Genomic DNA, 18,758 nt, shown 5'->3' on the forward strand with positions numbered 1-18,758 from the left:
TTGTCACGACTTGTTGTGAATTTACGATTAATGTCAATTCACAAAGATTTTCCAACATGTGGTGTGGTAGCGAGTGTTATTAATGAGTTCACATGTTGGTTAGGGTTTTAGTATCTTTTGTCCAGGCTCCCGTGTAGACTTATCATAAGCCTATATCGGGATTGCATTTGATACCAAGTTTATGTTTGTTTCAACTGTTTAAGTGGAAATCTTCCATATTGAAAGTCTGATATCATACCTTTTGACAAGGTAGGATAAGAGTAGACTGTTCAAGATCAACAGTCAGGTGGTAAGCGGTGTTATCACGGATTGTGATTTCAAAGTCAGTAGTATAGAGTACTAAACGAAGAGTATCTCCTTCTTTTAACTTGTAAATAGTCGGTTGCAGTTCAAACTGGATATCCATCCATTCATCTGCCTTAATATCCTCTACTAACAGTAAATCATTTCTATTTTGTAAATTGAGGTAGCCTTTTGTCACGACTCGTTGTGTATTTTCACGAAAAGGCAATTCGTTGAGATTTTCCAACATATGGTAGCGACCGTTGTCAATGGTTCTAGCACTTAAAACAGCTGGATAAGGTTGCAGGTATTTCTTCTGTCCAAATTCTAGCAGTTGGGCAGATAAGAGCCCCTTATTTATACTGGATTTGATACGAAGATTGAGTTGGGCACGACCGTTCAAGTGAAGATCTTTGGTTACAGGAAGGTCAATAGTAATCTGATTGGTTTTTCCTTGATAGAGTTCTGTATTGAAGGTCTGGTAGGTCTTACCATAGCGCTCAAAATCCTTATCTGGGTACTGGTTTTGAATGACTTTCTCTTCTTGACCAAGTGAGAAGGTTTCAAAGTTTTCTTGCCCACCGAAGGTATCAAGTGATAGCCAAGTCTGAGGGGCTGTATTGTCCTGCCAAATGACAGTAGGAAGTTGGAAATCTGTATCTTGTCCCAGTAATTTCTTTGTCAATAAGGCGTTCATGGACTCACGGAAGTCAATGGACTGCCAGTTGTTCATGTACACATGGGCGCCATTATGGAAAAAGAGATGCTTGTTTATATGAGCAGGAAGGGCGTGAAACATCTGGTAAACATGAAGTGGTTTGACATTCCAATCCTGTGAACCATGAGTAAAGACAACCTCTGCCTTTACCTTATGGGCATTGAGCAGATAATTGCGATCATGCCAAAATTGATTGTAGTCACCAGATTTGCGATCTAACTGCTCTTTTACTTTTTCTAAGTCAGCTTGGTGAGCCTCATTACCACGGATATAGTCACCAGCCAAGAGATTACGAGAGTAGGTTAGTTCAGCAAGGGAGTCAAAGTCCTCACCTGGATAACCACCTGGGCTAGTTACTAGACCGTTTTCACGGTAGTAGTTGTACCACGAAGAAATACCAGCCTCGGCAATAATAACCTCTAAACCATCTACACCTGTAGTCGCAAGACCATTGGACATGGTACCTAGATAGGAAAGTCCAGTTGTAGCTACTTTTCCGTTTGACCAGTCAGCCTTGACTTGACGTTGGCACGTGTGGTCGGTAAAGGCACGGCAACGGCCATTGAGCCAGTCGATGACATTTTTATAAGCCTCGATTTGCTGGTAGTCCCCATTAGTCATGAAACCAGTAGAGTCTTTGGTACCGACACCTGAGACATAGAGATTAGCAAAACCTCGTGGAAGGAAGTAGTCGTTGAGAGTATAGCTAGCGTTGATGTGCGTTAGCTTTTCCTCAGCTTCTGACACAAGCTCAGCTTGACCTTGGGGTTGGACGAGATTGAGTTGAGGTTCTTCAAGCTCAATCTTGTGAGCAGGTTTGACCTCAAGTTCACCCTCCATCTTGTAGAGGGCCTTATCACTAGCCTTGTCATTGGTTCCCTGATGGTAGGGGCTAGCTGTCATGATAGCAGGAATTTGGCCGTCATAACGAGGACGAATAATGCTGACCTTGACTAAGTCTGGAAGACCTTTTTGGTCAGTATCGACACGTGACTCAACGTAAACGACTTCTCGAATGGCATCATGGCTAGAAAAAGTAGCCAAACTCTTGCCGTTAAAGTAGTGATAGTCATTATCCTCAGGAATAAGACCGTCACTGACAAGTTGGTCGATAAGAGTATTTCCCTTTTTGGTGCGAGTATTGAGTAACTGATAGAAATTTTCAATCAAGTCACCATATACAATGGGAAAACCAGTCTCTTTACGAAAAACATCACTGTCTTCAAAGTCAATCAAGTAGGAAAAACCTAAGAGTTGAAAGGCTACAGTATAGAAAATATCTGCAGTCAGTTCTTTGTCTGACTGAAAAAATGTCAGTAAGTCAGTTTCTTTATCAACTGCTAAACTGGATAGGGGATAGGTGCTATCTTTGTAATTAAAAAAGAAACGAATAAGAAACGCTTCAAGCGTTTTTTTATTTGTAATGTTGACCGGTAAATCGAATCCATACTTTTTTAATTCAAAGATAATTGTATCTCTAGGTAGCGCAAAATAGCTGAATTGATTAAAACGCATAAAACCTCCTATTTATGAAATATATTAAGGTTATTATATCAAAAAATAGAGAGAAAAGAAACTATAAAAATTAACAGAAATTATAATAAATAAAAATAAGTACTTATGAAATAAACATGTAAAATGATAAGCTTAAATACAAAAATATTAGCGATTCTGTTGAAAATCGGGCAAGGATCGTCTAGTCAACTATGATTTTAGTTATTAGATATTAAAGCATCAGTAATACTAATAGAAATTTAAAGAAAATGGTATAATATAGTGAGAACGATAGAGGAGAAGTGTAAATTGATCGCACAACTAGATACAAAAACAGTCTATAGTTTTATGGAGAGTGTCATTTCAATCGACAAGTATGTGAGAGTTGCAAAAGACTATGGATACACTCATCTGGCTATGATGGATATTGACAATCTTTATGGGGCTTTCGACTTTCTAGAGGTTACAAAAAAATATGGAATTCATCCTTTGTTAGGGCTTGAAATGAATGTCCTTGTAGATGATAAAGATGTGAATCTGCGCTTTTTAGCTCTATCTAGTGTGGGCTACCAGCAGTTGATGAAACTTTCAACAGCTAAGATGCAGGGGGAGAAAACTTGGTCGGTTCTGTCTCAGTATCTTGAAGATATTGCTGTAATTGTGCCTTATTTTGAAGAACTTGAGTTGTTAAATCTAGGCTGTGATTACTATATAGGGGTTTACCCAGAAACACTGTCCAGCGAATTTCACCATCCAATTTTGCCACTATGTCGGGTCAATGCCTTTGAAAGTAAGGATAGAGAAGTTCTTCAAGTATTAACAGCGATTAAAGAAAATCTACCGCTCAGAGAAGTCCTTTTGCGTTCGAAACAAGATGTTTTTATATCAGCAAGTTCTTTAGAGAAACTATTCCAAGAGCGTTTTCCGCAAGCCTTGGAAAACTTAGAAAAGCTAATTTCAGGTATTTATTATGACTTGGATACTAGTTTAAAATTACCTCGTTTTAATCCAGCTAGACCAGCAGTGGAAGAATTGAGAGAACGTGCTGAATTGGGGCTTGCTCAGAAGGGGGTAACTGGTAAAGAATATCAAGACCGTCTAGACCAAGAATTGGCTGTTATTCATGATATGGGCTTTGATGATTATTTCTTGGTTGTTTGGGATTTATTGCGTTTTGGACGTTCGAATGGCTATTATATGGGAATGGGACGAGGTTCTGCAGTTGGTAGCTTGGTTTCCTATGCTTTAGACATTACAGGGATTGACCCAGTAGAGAAAAATCTGATTTTTGAACGTTTCCTCAATCGTGAACGCTATACCATGCCTGATATTGATATTGATATTCCAGATATTTATCGTCCAGATTTTATCAGATATGTTGGTAATAAATATGGCAGTAAACATGCGGCTCAAATCGTTACTTTTTCAACCTTTGGGGCTAAGCAAGCTCTTCGAGATGTCTTGAAGCGCTTTGGTGTGCCAGAGTATGAATTATCTGCAATTACCAAGAAAATCAGTTTTCGTGATAATCTCAAGTCGGCTTATGAGGGTAACCTCCAGTTTCGTCAGCAAATCAATAGTAAGTTAGAATACCAAAAAGCCTTTGAAATTGCCTGCAAGATAGAGGGCTATCCAAGACAAACCTCTGTCCATGCGGCTGGTGTTGTAATCAGTGACCAAGATTTGACAGACTATATCCCACTAAAGCACGGTGACGAAATTCCACTGACCCAGTATGATGCTCATGGAGTTGAATCTAGCGGGCTATTGAAAATGGACTTTTTGGGATTACGAAATTTGACCTTTGTCCAGAAGATGCAAGAATTGCTTGCTGAATCAGAAGGTATTCACTTGAAAATTGAAGAAATCGATTTAGAAGACAAAGACACCCTATCTTTGTTTGCGTCTGGTAATACAAAAGGTATCTTTCAATTTGAGCAACCTGGTGCTATTCGCCTGCTCAAACGTGTGCAACCAGTCTGTTTTGAAGATGTTGTAGCAACTACTTCCCTAAATCGACCAGGTGCTAGTGATTATATCAATAATTTTGTAGCTAGAAAACATGGGCAGGAAGAAGTGACTGTTCTAGATTCAGCTCTGGAGGATATTTTGGCTCCAACTTATGGCATTATGCTCTATCAGGAGCAGGTTATGCAGGTTGCTCAGCGATTTGCTGGATTTAGTCTTGGTAAGGCCGATATTTTGCGTCGAGCTATGGGGAAAAAGGATGCCTCTGCCATGCATGAGATGAGGGCTTCCTTTATTCAAGGCTCCATAGAAGCTGGTCATACTGCGGAAAAAGCAGAGCAGGTCTTTGATGTCATGGAGAAGTTTGCAGGTTATGGATTTAATAGATCTCACGCCTATGCCTACTCAGCCTTGGCCTTCCAGTTGGCTTATTTCAAAACACATTATCCAGCCATCTTTTATCAGATTATGCTGAATTCTGCCAACAGTGATTATGTAACAGATGCCTTGGAAGTAGGTTTTAAAGTAGCCCCATTGTCCATCAATACTATTCCCTATCACGATAAAATTGCCAACAAGTCTATCTATCTAGGTTTGAAATCGATTAAGGGGCTCAGCAAGGATTTGGCGCTTTGGATTATTGAACATAGACCTTATTCTAATATTGAAGATTTTTTAGCTAAACTACCTGAGAATTATTTGAAACTTCCCTTGCTGGAACCTTTGGTAAAAGTTGGTCTTTTCGATTCATTTGAAAAAAATCGTCAAAAAGTATTCAATAATTTAGCTAATCTATTTGAATTTGTGAAAGTATTAGGAAGCTTATTTGGAGAGACCATCTATAGTTGGCAAGATTCGGAGGACTGGACGGAGCAAGAAAAATTCTACATGGAACAAGAGCTCCTAGGAGTAGGCGTCAGCAAACATCCTCTACAAGCTATTGCAAGTAAGGCTATTTATCCGATTACTCCTATTAGTAGTTTGTCAGAAAATAGCTATGCTATTATCTTGGTTGAAGTTCAGAAGATAAAAGTAATTCGTACAAAAAAGGGTGAAAATATGGCTTTCTTACAGGTGGATGACAGTAAGAAAAAATTGGATGTTACCCTCTTTTCAGATTTATATCGACAGGTTGGTCAGGAAGTAAGAGAAGGAGCCTTCTACTATATAAAAGGAAAAATTCAGTCACGTGACGGTCGTCTGCAAATGATTGCACAAGAAATAAGAGAAGCAGTGGCTGAGCGCTTTTGGATTCAGGTGAAAAATCATGACTCGGATCAAGAAATGTCACGTATTTTAGACCAGTATAAAGGCCCAATCCCAGTCATTATCAGGTATGAAGAGGAACAGAGAACAATTGTTTCTCCCCATCATTTTGTAGCTAAATCTGATGAATTAGAAGCGAAATTGAATGGAATGGTTATGAAAACGATTTATCGCTAAAATTACGGAAAATAGAAGAATTTTCAACGTAAATGTGGTATAATCAGTAAGAATGTTAAAAGAAAAAGGAGCATAACCAATATGAAACGTATTGCTGTTTTGACTAGTGGTGGAGACGCCCCTGGTATGAACGCTGCCATCCGTGCAGTTGTTCGTCAAGCAATTTCAGAAGGAATGGAAGTGTTTGGTATCTATGATGGATATGCTGGTATGGTTGCCGGTGAAATTCATCCCCTAGATGCAGCTTCAGTAGGGGACATCATTTCTCGTGGTGGTACTTTCCTTCACTCAGCTCGCTACCCAGAGTTCGCTCAACTTGAAGGGCAACTTAAAGGGATTGAGCAATTGAAAAAACACGGGATTGAAGGTGTAGTTGTTATTGGTGGTGACGGATCTTACCACGGTGCTATGCGTTTGACTGAGCATGGCTTCCCAGCTATCGGTCTTCCAGGTACAATCGATAACGATATCGTTGGTACTGACTTTACAATCGGTTTTGACACAGCAGTTACGACTGCTATGGACGCTATCGATAAGATTCGTGATACATCATCAAGTCACCGTCGTACATTTGTTATCGAAGTTATGGGACGTAACGCTGGTGATATCGCTCTTTGGGCTGGTATTGCAACTGGTGCTGATGAAATCATCATTCCTGAAGAAGGATTCAAGATTGAAGATATCGTTGAAAGCATTAAATGCGGTTATGAGTGTGGTAAAAAACACAATATCATCGTCTTGGCAGAAGGTGTTATGTCAGCAGCTGAATTTGGTCAAAAACTAAAAGAAGCTGGGGATACAAGCGACCTTCGTGTGACAGAACTTGGACATATTCAACGTGGTGGTTCTCCAACTGCGCGTGACCGTGTTTTGGCGTCACGTATGGGTGCCCATGCTGTTAAACTTCTTAAAGAAGGTATCGGTGGTGTTGCGGTTGGTATCCGTAACGAGAAAATGGTTGAAAACCCAATTCTTGGAACTGCAGAAGAAGGAGCATTGTTTAGCCTTACTGCAGGTGGTAAGATTGTGGTTAACAACCCACACAAGGCTGACCTTGAGCTATCTAGCTTGAATAAGAGCTTGTCATAATTTATAATTTAGTTAATAAGACCAAAAAGGTCATATATATAAAGGAGTCACAAAAATCATGAATAAACGTGTAAAAATCGTTGCAACTTTGGGACCTGCGGTAGAAATCCGTGGTGGTAAAAAATTCGGTGATGACGGATACTGGGGTGAAAAACTTGATGTTGAAGCTTCAGCTAAAAACATTGCTAAATTGATTGAAGCTGGTGCTAACACATTCCGTTTCAACTTCTCACACGGTGACCACCAAGAACAAGGTGAGCGTATGGCAACTGTTAAACTTGCAGAAAAACTTGCAGGTAAAAAAGTTGGTTTCCTTCTTGATACAAAAGGACCAGAAATCCGTACAGAATTGTTCGAAGGTGAAGCTAAAGAGTATTCATACAAAACTGGTGAGAAAATCCGTGTTGCAACTAAACAAGGAATCAAATCAACTCGTGATGTGATTGCATTGAACGTTGCTGGTGCTCTTGATATCTATGATGATGTTGAAGTTGGTCGTCAAGTTTTGGTTGACGATGGTAAACTTGGTCTTCGTGTGGTTGCTAAAGATGATGCAACTCGTGAATTTGAAGTTGAAGTTGAAAACGATGGCGTAATTGCTAAACAAAAAGGTGTTAACATCCCTAACACTAAAATTCCTTTCCCAGCTCTTGCTGATCGTGATAACGATGATATCCGCTTCGGTCTTGAACAAGGTATCAACTTCATCGCGATTTCATTCGTACGTACTGCTAAAGACGTTAACGAAGTTCGTGCAATCTGTGAAGAAACTGGAAATGGACATGTTCAATTGTTCGCTAAAATCGAAAACCAACAAGGTATCGATAACTTGGATGAAATTATCGAAGCTGCTGATGGTATCATGATCGCTCGTGGTGACATGGGTATCGAAGTACCATTCGAAATGGTTCCAGTTTACCAAAAAATGATTATCACTAAAGTCAATGCTGCAGGTAAAGTTGTTATCACTGCAACAAACATGCTTGAAACAATGACTGAAAAACCACGTGCAACTCGTTCAGAAGTATCAGACGTATTTAACGCTGTTATAGACGGAACTGACGCTACAATGCTTTCAGGTGAGTCTGCAAATGGTAAATACCCACTTGAGTCAGTAACTACAATGGCTACAATCGACAAGAACGCTCAAACTCTTCTTAACGAATATGGACGTTTGAACTCAGATTCATTCGAACGTAACTCTAAGACAGAAGTAATGGCTTCAGCTGTTAAAGATGCTACTAACTCAATGGACATTAAATTGGTTGTAACTCTTACTAAGACAGGTCACACTGCACGTTTGATCTCTAAATACCGTCCAAATGCTGACATCTTGGCATTGACATTCGACGAATTGACAGAACGTGGATTGATGTTGAACTGGGGTGTTATCCCAATGTTGACAGATGCTCCATCATCAACTGATGATATGTTCGAAATTGCTGAACGTAAAGCAGTTGAAGCAGGTCTTGTAAAATCTGGTGACGATATCGTTATCGTAGCTGGTGTACCACTTGGAGAAGCTGTTCGTACAAATACAATGCGTATCCGTACAGTACGTTAATCTAACATTAAAAAGCCTATCATATCAAGCTTTCTAGCCTGTATGATAGGTCTTTTTTTGTACCAGGGGGCAAAAAAGGGGCAAAACTTTTTACTTTCGATTTAATGGGACGGTATCAAGTGCGTCAAATACTGCTTGCTCCAGACTTTTTGTAACGTGACTATAGATCTAATTGGTAGTTTTCGGATTTATGCTCAAACTGTGATATGATAGCTTTTAAAGTTATGTTGTTTTTTACGTAAACTTCATAAAATGTTTAGTTAAGATAGAGATAAAAAATAACTCCCTGATGACTCAAGGAGTTATTTCTATCTAAATTAGTTTTTAGAAGCTGCTTGGAATTCTGGATTTTTCCATGCTTCGTCAATGATAGCTTGCAATTCTTTAGCAGATGCTTGCATTTTTTGAGTTTCTGCGTCGTTCAATGGAATGTTTACTGGACGAACGATACCATGTGCACCAACAACAGCTGGTTGACCGATAAAGACATTCTTAACTCCGTATTGACCTTCTTGGAATACTGAAAGTGGAAGTACTGCGTTTTCGTCGTCAAGGATTGCTTTAGTGATACGAGCAAGGGCTACTGCGATACCGTAGTATGTTGCACCTTTTTTGTTGATGATTGTGTAGGCTGCATCACGAACACCTTCGAACAATTCAATCAATTCAGCTTCTTGAACATTTTGAGTGTCTTTAAGGAATTCTTCAAGGTTTACACCAGCGATGTTTGCGTGTGACCAAACAGCGAACTCAGAGTCACCGTGTTCACCCATGATGTAAGCGTGAACTGAACGAGCATCTACATCCAATTTTTCAGCAAGTGCTTGACGGAAACGAGCTGAGTCAAGTGAAGTACCTGAACCGATAACGCGTTCTTTAGGGAAACCAGAGAATTTCCAAGTTGAGTAAGTCAAAACGTCAACTGGGTTAGCAGCAACAAGGAAGATACCTTTGAAACCTGATTCAACAACTTGAGTTACGATTGATTTGTTGATAGCAAGGTTTTTACCTACAAGGTCAAGACGAGTTTCACCTGGTTTTTGAGGCGCACCTGCAGTGATCACAACAAGGTCAGCGTCTGCACAGTCAGAGTATTGAGCTGCATAGATTTTTTTAGGTGAAGTGAAGGCAAGGGCGTGACTAAGGTCAAGCGCGTCACCAACAGCTTTTTCATGCAATTGTGGAATTTCGATAATTCCAAGCTCTTGTGCAATTCCTTGGTTAACAAGTGCAAAAGCGTAAGATGAACCTACAGCACCATCTCCGACAAGGATAACTTTTTTGTGTTGTTTAGTTGAAGTCATTGTTCTAAACATCTCCTTAATTTTATTCAGGGATTTCCCCAGTTATTTCAATTTTATCACTTTTGAAAAGCTTTGTCACGGATATGCATTTCAGTTCTTGATGTAAACGTTTTAGTGATTTTAGATATCTGAAATATGGCGGACATTATGGTATAATATAGTTAATTACTAATAGTGAAATGAGGCATTTATTAATGCAGGATAGAAATTTAGTGAATGTCAATCTGACAAAGGAAATGAAGACGAGTTTTATCGATTACGCCATGAGTGTTATCGTAGCGCGGGCCCTTCCTGATGTTCGAGATGGCCTGAAACCTGTTCACCGTCGGATTCTCTACGGAATGAATGAATTGGGAGTTACTCCAGACAAACCACATAAAAAATCTGCTCGTATTACAGGGGATGTCATGGGTAAATATCACCCACACGGGGATTCCTCTATCTATGAAGCCATGGTCCGTATGGCTCAATGGTGGAGTTACCGTTACATGCTTGTAGATGGTCATGGGAACTTTGGTTCCATGGATGGTGATGGTGCTGCCGCCCAGCGTTATACTGAGGCACGTATGAGCAAGATTGCTCTAGAGATGCTTCGTGATATCAATAAAAATACTGTTGACTTCGTTGATAACTATGATGCCAATGAACGTGAACCCTTGGTCTTGCCAGCACGCTTTCCTAACCTTTTGGTTAATGGAGCAACTGGTATTGCGGTTGGGATGGCAACCAATATTCCACCTCATAACCTGGGTGAAACCATTGATGCAGTGAAGTTAGTTATGGACAATCCTGAAGTGACCACTAAGGACTTGATGGAAGTCTTGCCTGGGCCAGATTTTCCAACTGGTGCTCTTGTTATGGGGAAATCAGGTATTCATAAGGCTTATGAAACAGGTAAAGGTTCTATTGTCCTTCGTTCACGTACTGAAATTGAAGAAACTAAGACTGGCCGTGAGCGTATTGTTGTAACAGAATTTCCTTATATGGTCAATAAAACAAAGGTGCATGAGCATATTGTTCGTTTGGTTCAGGAAAAACGCATTGAGGGCATCACAGCAGTACGTGATGAGTCAAACCGCGAAGGGGTTCGATTTGTTATTGAAGTCAAGCGTGATGCCTCGGCAAATGTTATTCTCAATAACCTATTCAAGATGACCCAGATGCAAACCAACTTTGGTTTCAATATGCTTGCTATCCAAAATGGTGTACCCAAGATTTTGTCCCTTCGTCAGATTTTGGATGCTTATATCGAACACCAAAAAGAAGTGGTTGTTCGTCGTACTCGTTTTGATAAGGAAAAAGCAGAAGCGCGTGCTCATATCTTAGAAGGTCTCTTGATTGCGCTAGACCATATTGATGAAGTGATTCGTATCATCCGCGCTAGTGAAACGGATGCGGAAGCACAAGCTGAGTTGATGAGTAAGTTTAAGCTTTCTGAACGTCAAAGTCAAGCCATTCTTGATATGCGTCTTCGTCGTTTGACAGGTTTGGAACGCGATAAGATTCAGTCTGAGTATGATGACCTCTTGGCTCTGATTGCAGATTTAGCAGATATTCTTGCTAAGCCCGAACGTGTTTCTCAAATCATCAAGGATGAATTAGATGAAGTCAAGCGTAAGTTTGGTGATCAACGTCGTACGGAATTGATGGTCGGTGAAGTCTTGAGTCTTGAAGATGAGGATCTAATTGAAGAAGCTGATGTCTTGATCACCCTTTCTAATAAAGGATACATCAAACGTCTGGACCAAGCTGAGTTTACTGCTCAAAAACGTGGGGGGCGTGGTGTTCAAGGTACAGGTGTTAAGGATGACGATTTTGTTCGTGAGTTAGTGTCAACTAGTACCCATGATCACCTACTCTTCTTTACAAATAAAGGACGGGTTTATCGCCTGAAAGGCTATGAAATTCCTGAATATGGCCGTACTGCTAAGGGATTGCCAATTGTCAATCTTTTGAAATTGGATGAAGGTGAAAGTATTCAAACCATCATCAATGTTGAGTCTGAACGTAGTGATGATGCTTATCTCTTCTTCACAACCCGTCATGGTATTGTGAAGAGAACCAGCGTTAAGGAATTCGCTAACATTCGTCAGAATGGGCTCAAGGCTTTGAACCTCAAGGATGAAGATGAATTGATTAATGTCTTGTTGACGGAAGAAGATACGGATATTATCATTGGTACCAAGTTTGGTTATGCAGTTCGCTTTAATCAATCAGCTGTTCGTGGTATGAGTCGTATCGCTACTGGTGTGAAAGGCGTTAACCTTCGTGACGGAGACACAGTTGTTGGTGCTAGTGTGATAACAGACCAGGATGAGGTTCTTATCATCACAGAAAAAGGATTTGGTAAACGCACAGTTGCGACCGAATATCCTACTAAAGGCCGTGGTGGTAAAGGGATGCAAACCGCTAAAATTACGGAAAAGAATGGTTCCCTTGCTGGTCTTATGACCGTTAAAGGTGATGAAGATTTGATGATTATCACTGATACTGGTGTCATGATTCGAACCAACGTTGCCAATATTTCTCAAACAGGTCGCTCAACTATGGGAGTTAAGGTGATGCGCCTGGATCAAGATGCTAAAATTGTAACCTTTACTACGGTTGCAGCTGCAGAAAAAGAAGAAGTTGGGACAGAAAACGAAACAGAAGGTGAAGCATAATGTCTCATAAAAAGAACAAAAAGAAAACAAACCGTAAAAATTTACTAATCAATATCTTGGCAGGATTCTTAATCATCTTGTCAATAGCTTTGATTTTCAATTCAAAAATTCGTGATATGTTCATGGTTTGGAATACCAATAAATACCAAGTCAGCCAAGTATCAAAAGAAAAATTGGAAGAAAATCAAGATACGGAAGGCAATTTTGATTTTGACTCTGTAAAAGCCATCTCGTCAGAAGCTGTCTTATCCTCACAATGGGATTCGCAAAAGTTACCAGTTATCGGTGGAATTGCTGTTCCTGAAGTAGAAATTAACCTGCCTATTTTTAAGGGACTTGATAATGTCAATCTCTTCTATGGTGCGGGAACAATGAAGCGTGATCAAGTGATGGGGAAAGGAAACTATTCGCTTGCGAGCCATCACATCTTTACAGCAGAAAATGCCAGCCAAATGCTCTTTTCTCCATTATCACGCGCTAAAAATGGGATGAAAATTTATCTAACTGATAAGGATAAAGTTTATACCTATGAAATCCGTGAAGTGAAGCATGTGACTCCAGATCGTGTTGATGAGATTGACGACCGTAATGGTGTTAATGAAATCACACTTGTAACCTGTGTGGACTATGATGCGACAGAACGTATTATCGTAAAAGGTGACTTGAAAGATACAACAGACTATTCAAAAACACCTGAAGAAATTCTAACAGCTTTCAATCAACCATATAAACAGCGCTATTAAAGATAAAATCAGTAAAATCTTAGATTTTACTGATTTTTTTATAGATTGAGTTTCAAAATAAACTGTTATGAAATACAGAAAACGTTTCCTAAAATCGAAAGTTTGTGATATAATTATCAGGTAAAAAAATTTTAGGAGTTTATTATGGTTTCTTCAGAATTTATTTCAAAGATTGAATTTGCTTGTAATAAGAAGGAAAGTCTTTATAGCCGAAGCAAATTTAAGTATGCAATTCGTTCTATGTTTGCAGGTGCATTTTTAACCTTCAGTACAGCTGCAGGTGCAGTCGGAGCTGACTTGATTAATAAAATTGCGCCAGGTAGTGGACGCTTTCTCTTCCCATTTGTCTTTGCTTGGGGCTTGGCCTACATTGTTTTCTTGAATGCTGAGTTGGTAACATCAAACATGATGTTTTTGACTGCTGGTAGTTTCTTGAAAAAAATCTCTTGGAGAAAGACAGCTGAGATTTTACTTTACTGTACCTTGTTCAACCTTATTGGAGCCTTGATAGCAGGTTGGGGATTCGCTCACTCAGCAGCCTATGCACATCTGACACACGATAGTTTCATCTCGGGGGTTGTTGAGATGAAGTTAGGCCGTTCAAATGAGCTAGTCTTACTTGAAGGTATTTTAGCCAATATCTTTGTAAACATTGCCATTCTTTCATTTGTTTTGGTCAAAGATGGTGGTGCCAAACTTTGGCTTGTGTTGTCAGCAATTTACATGTTTGTATTCTTAACAAACGAGCACATTGCGGCGAACTTTGCTTCTTTCGCGATTGTGAAATTCAGTGTTGCTGCTGATTCAATTGCTAACTTCGGTGTTGGAAATATGCTCCGTCACTGGGGAGTAACCTTTATCGGGAACTTTATCGGAGGAGGTCTCTTGATGGGTCTTCCATATGCCTTCCTCAATAAAAACGAAGATACTTATGTAGATTAAGGAAATGAGCACGATTGAGTCGTGCTTTTTTTATTTTGTAAGAAGTAATAGTCGCTCCTTATATCAAAATATAGAAAAGAGGTATTAGTCAATATAGGTTGATAGTGCTACAATATCCTTAATGAAACTATATGGAGGTCGCCTTATGACTCGTGATTTTAAATTTGAAACTCTGCAACTACATGCTGGTCAAGTTGTGGATCCAGCTACCAAGTCTCGTGCAGTACCGATTTATCAAACAACATCTTTTGTTTTTGACGATACGCAGGAAGGTGCCGATCTTTTTGCCTTGAGAAAACCAGGCAACATCTATACTCGTATTACAAATCCTACAACGGCTGCTTTTGAAGAAAGAATTGCAGCTCTGGAAGGTGGTGTCGGAGCTCTTGCAACAGCATCAGGTATGGCCGCAGTAACTTATACGATTTTGGCGCTTGCCCATGCTGGTGATCATGTAGTAGCGGCATCAACTATTTACGGCGGGACCTTCAACCTCTTGAAAGAAACCCTTCCTCGTTATGGTATCACAACAACCTTTGTGGACGTGGATAATTTGGAGGAAGTAGAAGCAGCTATCAATGACAATACCAAGCTTGTCTTGATTGAAACCTTGGGCAACCCCTTGATTAACATTCCAGATTTGGAAAAATTGGCAGAGATTGCTCATAAGCATCAGATTCCACTCGTTTCAGATAATACCTTTGCAACACCTTATTTGATTAACGTTTTTTCTCACGGTGTAGATATTGCTATTCACTCTGCGACTAAGTTTATCGGTGGGCATGGTACGACTATTGGTGGAGTGATTGTCGATAGCGGTCGTTTTGACTGGGCGGCTTCAGGGAAATTCCCTCAATTTGTTGACGAGGATCCAAGTTATCATAACTTGAGCTATACTCGTGATGTGGGTGCAGTAGCCTTTATTATCGCTGTCCGTGTTCAATTGCTTCGTGATACGGGTGCGGCATTGTCTCCATTTAATGCCTTCCTCTTGCTCCAAGGACTTGAAACTCTTTCACTTCGTGTGGAACGCCATGTGCAAAATGCAGAGAAAATTGTTGATTTCCTTGTCAACCATCCTAAGGTAGAAAAGGTAAACTATCCAAAACTTGCAGACAGTCCTTATCATGCCTTGGCTGAGAAATACTTGCCAAAAGGTGTGGGCTCAATCTTTACCTTCCATGTCAAAGGTGGGGAGGCAGAAGCACGCAAGGTAATTGATAATTTGGAAATCTTCTCTGATCTTGCAAACGTAGCAGATGCTAAATCGCTTGTTGTCCATCCAGCTACAACCACTCACGGTCAATTGTCAGAAAAAGACTTAGAAGCAGCAGGTGTCACACCAAACCAAATCCGTTTGTCTATCGGACTTGAAAATGTAGATGATTTGATTGAAGATTTGCGCTTGGCCTTGGAAAAAATTTAAAGAAAAAGAAGATAAACAGTGGGTTTCGACTCGCTGTTTTTGATTTTCCCTTAGGCATGATATAATGGTTACAGAAGTCTAGAAAGAGGAACGATATGAACGAAATCAAATGTCCTAATTGTGGGGAAGTCTTTACAGTAAATGAGAGCCAGTATGCTGAACTTTTATCCCAAGTGAGAACGGCAGAGTTTGATAAGGAATTGCACGACCGGATGAAGCAGGAACTGGCCTTGGCTGAGCAAAAGGCCATGAATGAACAACAGTCTAAACTAGCTCAAAAAGACCAAGAAATTGCGCAATTACAGAGTCAAATCCAAAACTTTGATACAGAAAAAGAATTGGCCAAGAAAGAGGTTGAACAGACAAGCCATCAGGCCTTATTGGCTAAGGACAAGGAAGTACAGGCTTTGGAAAACCAATTGGTCACCTTGCGTTTAGAGCATGAAAATCAACTACAGAAGACCCTCTCTGACCTAGAAAAAGAACGAGACCAGGTTAAAAATCAGCTTCTCTTGCAAGAAAAAGAAAACGAACTCTCTCTTGCTTCAGTTAAACAAAACTATGAAGCCCAGCTCAAAGCAGCCAGTGAACAAGTCGAATTTTATAAGAATTTCAAAGCCCAACAATCTACAAAAGCTATCGGGGAAAGTCTGGAACACTACGCAGAGAGTGAGTTTAACAAGGTCCGTAGTTTTGCCTTTCCAAATGCTTACTTTGAGAAGGATAACAAGGTTTCTGCGCGTGGTTCTAAAGGAGACTTTATCTTCCGTGAATGTGATGAAAATGGAGTAGAGATTATCTCCATTATGTTTGAGATGAAAAATGAAGCAGATGGAACAGAGAAGAAGCACAAGAATGCAGATTTTTACAAGGAATTAGACAAGGACCGTCGGGAGAAGAACTGTGAGTATGCCGTTTTGGTGACCATGCTTGAAGCTGATAACGACTACTTTAACACAGGGATTGTTGACGTCAGCCACGAGTATGAAAAGATGTATGTGGTTCGTCCTCAATTCTTTATCCAGTTGATTGGGCTCTTACGTAATGCGGCGCTAAATTCCCTAAAATACAAGCAGGAGCTGGCCTTGGTGCGTGAGCAAAATATTGACATTACGCATTTTGAAGAAGACTTAGATGCCTTTAAACTAGCCTTTGCTAAGAACTATAACTCAGCTTCGACTAACTTTGGCAAAGCTATCGATGAAATTGACAAGGCCATCAAACGCATGGAAGAGGTCAAGAAATTCCTAACCACATCTGAAAACCAACTTCGCCTTGCAAACAACAAATTGGAAGATGTTTCCGTCAAAAAATTGACCCGTAAAAATCCAACTATGAAAGCTAAGTTTGAAGCTCTGAAAGGAGAGTGAGAAAGAAATATATGAACGGTATTATCAACTTAAGAAAAGAAGCGGGAATGACCTCGCATGATGCAGTTTTTAAACTGCGTAAGATTTTGGGAACCAAGAAGATTGGTCATGGTGGGACCTTGGATCCGGATGTGGTGGGTGTTTTGCCCATTGCGGTTGGCAAGGCGACACGCATGGTCGAGTTTATGCAGGACGAGGGCAAGGTCTATGAGGGGGAAATCACTCTGGGCTATTCCACGACGACTGAGGATGCCAGTGGGGAAGTGGTCGCAGAGACACCTGTTTTATCGCCATTGGATGAAAAGCTTGTTGATGAAGCAATCGCCAGTCTGACAGGACCTATTATTCAGATTCCGCCTATGTATTCGGCAGTCAAGGTCAATGGTCGCAAGCTCTATGAGTATGCGCGTGCTGGTCAGGAAGTGGAACGACCAGAACGTCAGGTGACTATTTATCAATTTGAGCGGACAAGTCCGATTTCTTATGAGGGTCATCTTGCACGATTTACTTTTCGTGTAAAATGTAGCAAGGGAACCTATATTCGTACATTATCGGTTGACTTGGGAGAGAAGCTTGGTTATACGGCTCATATGTCACACCTAACACGTACTAGTGCAGCAGGTTTTCAACTAGAAGATGCTCTTACCTTGGAAGAAATTGCTGAAAAAGTGGAGGCTGGCCAATTGGACTTTCTCCATCCTCTAGAGATTGGGACAGGCGACCTTGTCAAAGTTTTCCTATCCCCAGAACAGGCTACAGAAGTGCGCTTTGGTCGTTTTATCGAGATAGACCAAACAGACCAAGAATTGGCTGCCTTTGAAGGCGATACATTGCTAGCCATTCTAGAAAAACGGGACAATCTCTACAAGCCAAGGAAGGTTTTTATCTAATCTAACTGGAGTGTGGGGATGGAATTCTTCCCCTAGACTATCCAAATCAGACTATAAATTTTGCAAAAAATGTGATAGAATAGACGACGGATAAAAAAACGGAGGATAGCATGCAAAATAGACCAATCATTATCGGAGTGACAGGTGGTTCTGGTGGTGGTAAGACCAGTGTTTCAAGAGCCATTTTATCGCATTTCCCTGATGAAAAGATTTCCATGATTGAGCATGATTCATACTATAAGGATCAGTCTCACTTGACCTTTGAAGAGCGTGTCAAAACCAACTATGACCATCCTTTTGCTTTTGATACAGATTTGATGATCGAGCAGATTAAAGAATTGTTGGCAGGGCGTCCGGTGGATATCCCGACTTATGACTATACAGAACATACACGAAGCAGCAAGACCTATCGTCAGGAGCCTCAAGATGTCTTTATCGTTGAGGGGATTTTGGTCTTGGAGGACAAGCGCCTGCGCGATTTGATGGATATCAAGATTTTTGTGGATACGGATGACGATGTGCGCATTATTCGTCGTATCAAGCGTGATATGGAGGAGCGTGGCCGTAGCCTTGATAGCGTTATTGACCAGTACTTAGGTGTGGTTAAACCAATGTATCACCAGTTTATCGAGCCAACCAAGCGTTATGCTGATATCGTCATTCCTGAGGGAGTCAGCAATACAGTTGCTATTGACCTTTTGACGACCAAGATTGCAAAGATTTTGGAAGAAGCTCGAAACAGCAAATAATCAGATGTGGAGGCCTTGCCTCCTTTTTCTATTTTTCCCTCATAATGGTACATAAATGGAGATTTTTAGGCATATTTTTGGTATAATAATACCCATGGAAAAGCAAGAAAATG

The 18,758-nt window shown here is 40.3% G+C and carries 12 protein-coding genes; 10 read left to right on the forward strand and 2 right to left on the reverse strand.

What is annotated here, in order from left to right; genetic code table 11:
* Nucleotides 1–232: 232 nt before the first annotated feature.
* The gene (locus QM956_RS03635; protein ID WP_414302236.1) at nt 233–2,515 is read right to left on the reverse strand and encodes a Xaa-Pro dipeptidyl-peptidase; all 2,283 of its coding nucleotides are present in this window, start codon (nt 2,513–2,515) and stop codon (nt 233–235) included.
* A 288-nt stretch (nt 2,516–2,803) separates the two neighbouring features.
* Here QM956_RS03635 and QM956_RS03640 point away from each other — a divergent pair, with 288 nt between their 5' ends.
* From QM956_RS03640 to pyk, 3 genes are all read left to right on the forward strand, one after another.
* Nucleotides 2,804–5,905: a DNA polymerase III subunit alpha gene (locus QM956_RS03640; RefSeq protein ID WP_261022118.1), complete on the forward strand. Its 3,102-nt coding sequence runs from the start codon at nt 2,804–2,806 to the stop codon at nt 5,903–5,905.
* An 81-nt stretch (nt 5,906–5,986) separates the two neighbouring features.
* Complete coding sequence (pfkA, locus tag QM956_RS03645; protein WP_004254585.1) at nt 5,987–6,994, forward strand: 6-phosphofructokinase; 1,008 nt, start codon at nt 5,987–5,989, stop codon at nt 6,992–6,994.
* Between the two features lie 58 nt (nt 6,995–7,052).
* Nucleotides 7,053–8,558 carry a pyruvate kinase gene (gene pyk, locus QM956_RS03650; protein ID WP_153209688.1) on the forward strand — a complete coding sequence of 502 codons (1,506 nt, stop codon included), beginning with the start codon at nt 7,053–7,055 and terminating at the stop codon, nt 8,556–8,558.
* Nucleotides 8,559–8,875: 317 nt separating this feature from the next.
* Here pyk and QM956_RS03655 read toward each other — a convergent pair whose 3' ends face one another.
* Nucleotides 8,876–9,862 (reverse strand): L-lactate dehydrogenase, encoded by a 987-nt coding sequence (locus QM956_RS03655; RefSeq protein WP_000204728.1) that lies wholly within the window; start codon nt 9,860–9,862, stop codon nt 8,876–8,878.
* 194 nt (nt 9,863–10,056) lie between these two features.
* Here QM956_RS03655 and gyrA point away from each other — a divergent pair, with 194 nt between their 5' ends.
* The 7 genes from gyrA to udk all read left to right on the forward strand — a co-directional run bounded on the left by gyrA (nt 10,057) and on the right by udk (nt 18,645).
* Entirely contained in the window at nt 10,057–12,525 is a 2,469-nt protein-coding gene (gene gyrA / locus QM956_RS03660) for a DNA gyrase subunit A (RefSeq protein ID WP_261022120.1), read from the forward strand.
* A complete protein-coding gene (locus QM956_RS03665; RefSeq protein ID WP_261022121.1) occupies nt 12,525–13,268 on the forward strand; it encodes a class A sortase in 744 nt (247 codons plus the stop codon). Before gyrA ends, QM956_RS03665 begins: the two co-directional genes overlap by 1 nt.
* Nucleotides 13,269–13,412: 144 nt before the next feature.
* Nucleotides 13,413–14,210 carry a formate/nitrite transporter family protein gene (locus QM956_RS03670; protein ID WP_414302237.1) on the forward strand — a complete coding sequence of 266 codons (798 nt, stop codon included), beginning with the start codon at nt 13,413–13,415 and terminating at the stop codon, nt 14,208–14,210.
* Nucleotides 14,211–14,355: 145 nt separating this feature from the next.
* Nucleotides 14,356–15,636 carry an O-acetylhomoserine aminocarboxypropyltransferase/cysteine synthase family protein gene (locus QM956_RS03675; protein ID WP_261022122.1) on the forward strand — a complete coding sequence of 427 codons (1,281 nt, stop codon included), beginning with the start codon at nt 14,356–14,358 and terminating at the stop codon, nt 15,634–15,636.
* Between the two features lie 95 nt (nt 15,637–15,731).
* A complete protein-coding gene (locus QM956_RS03680; protein WP_261020160.1) occupies nt 15,732–17,006 on the forward strand; it encodes a DUF2130 domain-containing protein in 1,275 nt (424 codons plus the stop codon).
* An 11-nt stretch (nt 17,007–17,017) separates the two neighbouring features.
* Nucleotides 17,018–17,896, forward strand: coding sequence for a tRNA pseudouridine(55) synthase TruB (truB, locus tag QM956_RS03685; RefSeq protein WP_261020250.1), 879 nt, complete (start codon nt 17,018–17,020; stop codon nt 17,894–17,896).
* 110 nt (nt 17,897–18,006) lie between these two features.
* Nucleotides 18,007–18,645 (forward strand): uridine kinase, encoded by a 639-nt coding sequence (gene udk / locus QM956_RS03690; RefSeq protein WP_001181376.1) that lies wholly within the window; start codon nt 18,007–18,009, stop codon nt 18,643–18,645.
* The last annotated feature ends 113 nt before the right edge of the window (nt 18,646–18,758 follow it).

The sequence above is a fragment of the Streptococcus mitis genome (assembly GCF_047460035.1).
Taxonomy (GTDB): domain Bacteria; phylum Bacillota; class Bacilli; order Lactobacillales; family Streptococcaceae; genus Streptococcus; species Streptococcus mitis_DW.